The organism is Microcoleus sp. (genome assembly GCF_049646505.1).
Taxonomy (GTDB): Bacteria; Cyanobacteriota; Cyanobacteriia; order Cyanobacteriales; family Microcoleaceae; genus Microcoleus.
The window spans coordinates 1-3,025 of record NZ_JBARVX010000602.1 but is presented as its reverse complement, the minus strand read 5'-3'; the positions used below and the strand labels follow the sequence as shown (position 1 = coordinate 3,025).

The following is a 3,025-nucleotide window of genomic DNA, read 5'->3' as shown; positions in this document are numbered from 1 at the left end:
AACCGATCGGGAGTCCTAGACGCATGGTAACGGTGCAATATCAATTTTTGTGGGATCGGAATTATTTAACCGCAGAGGACGCAGAGAACACAGAGGAAGAGATGAGAGAGATGAATACAGGACGATGGAGAGCGGAGATTTAATCTAACTAGGCTTTGAGATTTTTTCACTACGTTCTTTTCGGAGACGATTGCGTTTTCTGTGTGTCCGTGGCTGGCTAATATCGATCGTGATTTCGATGCCATCCGTCAAACCGATTCCTTTGTGAATCTTGTTAAACAATCAAGGACGCACGGATGGTCAAAAACCGGGTTTTTTAGGAAAAAACTGCATTTTAGCCTTGAAAACTGCTCAAAAATGCGGTTTCTTTGATATTCATGCGTGCAGGACTGTATGTGTCAAAAATCAACTCCCAGCGTGAATAACTGTGAAGTTTTGTCGCTTTTTGGGGAAGTGCTTCCAGGCACTGGGGTAAACTAACGCTTAACTCTCTGTGCAGGCTATAGCGGTGGCACGTCGCCGTCAAATCTGTTAATCCGCAGAGCTAGCAAATTTTTAGTGACTCGTTGGGAGCCTTTATTCAATGTCTCATTCAGTCAAAATTTACGATACCTGCATCGGCTGCACTCAATGCGTCCGCGCTTGTCCGACTGATGTTTTGGAGATGGTGCCCTGGGATGGCTGCAAAGCGGCTCAGATTGCCTCATCTCCCCGCACAGAAGACTGTGTAGGTTGCAAGCGTTGCGAAACTGCTTGCCCTACCGATTTTCTAAGCATCCGGGTTTACCTGGGAGCAGAAACTACTCGCAGTATGGGTCTAGCCTACTAAATATCGATCGGCACGCCGATCGAATTACGGGCACACACAGAGGGGGCGATTAAATTGCCCCCTCTCTTTTTGTCGCAAAATCTGCATTTTGTGGCACGAAGAAGCTAAAAATGATAAAACTTGGGTTTTATGGCGATCGCTAAGCAGGAGTTTTACCTTAAATGTGCGGAATCGTTGGCTATATCGGCACGCAAGCAGCAAGCGAGATTTTGCTAGCAGGATTGGAGAAACTAGAATACCGGGGCTACGATTCAGCGGGCCTGGCTACCATCTCCGAAGGAGAAATTACCTGCATCCGAGCAAAGGGCAAATTGCACAACCTCCGGGAAAAGCTAGCAGAGATAGACTCTCCGGCTACCACCGGCATCGGACACACCCGCTGGGCAACTCACGGCAAGCCAGAGGAATATAACGCTCACCCTCACATGGATAATAGCGGGCGAATTGCCGTTGTTCAAAATGGCATTGTCGAAAATTATCGCGAGTTGCGGAAAGAATTGAAAGCGAAGGGACATAAATTTGTCTCGGATACGGATACAGAAGTTATTCCTCATTTAATAGCTGATTTTTTTGCGGAAGAAAGAAGGCAGAAGGCAGAAGAAAAAGATCCAACAGCAGAGGAAATTGCTGATTTGTCGTTTTTGGAAGTGGTTTCAAAGGTTGTAAATCGGTTAGAAGGAGCTTTTGCGATCGCTGCGATTTGCGCCGACTTTCCAGACGAAATAATTCTGGCCAGACAGCAAGCTCCTTTGGTAATTGGCTTTGGTGCTGGCGAATTTTTCTGCGCTTCCGACACGCCGGCCTTAATATCTCACACCCGCACCGTTTTGTCCTTGGAAAATGGCGAATTGGCTAGGCTAACTCCGATGGGAGTCGAAGTTTACAATTTTACAGGGGAAAGGCTCAAAAAAAGCCCGCGCATCCTTGGTTGGAGTCCGGTTTTAGTCGAAAAACAAGGCTTCAAACACTTCATGCACAAGGAGATTTACGAACAGCCGGCCGTAGTTCGAGCTTGTTTGGATGCTTATTTAGACAGCGATTGGCAGCCGGGAAATCTGCGCTCTCCCATCAATCTCAACTTGCCCGAAGAACTTTGTGCCGGTGTCGAACAAATTTCAATTCTCGCCTGCGGAACGAGCTGGCACGCCTCGCTAATTGGCAAATATTTGTTGGAACAGTTAGCGAATATTCCTACTGCGGTGCAGTACGCTTCTGAGTACCGTTACGCACCGGCACCGCTGACAGCAAATACTTTAACTATTGGGGTAACGCAGTCTGGAGAAACGGCGGACACCCTGGCTGCTTTGGGGATGGAACAGCAGCGCCGTGCGGGTTTTACCGATAAATTTCGCGCGAGAATGTTGGGCATTACTAACGGTACTGAAAGCTCGATCGCCCACATGATGCCGCACGTAATCAGCACCCACGCCGGTATAGAAATCGGCGTGGCTGCTACTAAAACTTTTGTCACTCAGTTGATGGCATTCTATTTCTTAGCTTTGGATTTGGCGTACCAACGGCAAACAATCAGCACGGAGAGATTAATAGAAATTATTGCTGGTTTGCGCCAATTGCCAGGGGAAATTGAGAAGTTTTTGGAGATTCAAGAACAGTATGTCGATGAATTGTCCCACCTGTTTACCGAAACTCAAGATTTTATCTTTTTGGGGCGGGGAATTAATTTTCCGATTGCTTTGGAAGGAGCCCTGAAACTGAAGGAAATTAGCTATATTCACGCTGAAGGATATCCGGCGGGAGAAATGAAACACGGCCCGATCGCCCTTTTGGATGCTAAAGTGCCTGTAGTGGCGATCGCCATGCCCGGAAGCGTCTACGAAAAAGTGCTTTCCAACGCTCAGGAAGCCAAGGCCCGCGACGCACGTTTAATTGGCGTTACCCCGAAGCAGGGCGCAGCGGAAGCCGAGATTTTTGACCACGTTTTGCCGGTACCTTTGGTGGATGAATTGTTGTCGCCGATTGTGACAGTAATTCCGCTGCAATTATTGGCCTATCACATTGCGGCGCGTCGGGGTTTGGATGTGGATCAGCCGCGCAATTTGGCGAAGTCGGTGACGGTGGAATAAGGGAAGTCATTAGTCATTAGTCATTAGTCATTAGTCATTAGTCATTAGTCATTAGTCATTAGTCATTAGTCATTAGTCATTAGTCATTAGTCATTAGTCATTAGTCTGTCTC

Annotated in this window: 2 protein-coding genes; both read left to right on the top strand. The window is 47.5% G+C overall.

What is annotated here, in order from left to right; genetic code table 11:
- Window positions 1-583: 583 nt before the first annotated feature.
- Complete coding sequence (psaC, locus tag WBA89_RS28215) at window positions 584-829, top strand: photosystem I iron-sulfur center protein PsaC (RefSeq protein WP_015175986.1); 246 nt, start codon at window positions 584-586, stop codon at window positions 827-829.
- Between the two features lie 161 nt (window positions 830-990).
- Window positions 991-2,913 (top strand): glutamine--fructose-6-phosphate transaminase (isomerizing), encoded by a 1,923-nt coding sequence (gene glmS, locus WBA89_RS28210; RefSeq protein ID WP_424410936.1) that lies wholly within the window; start codon window positions 991-993, stop codon window positions 2,911-2,913.
- The last annotated feature ends 112 nt before the right edge of the window (window positions 2,914-3,025 follow it).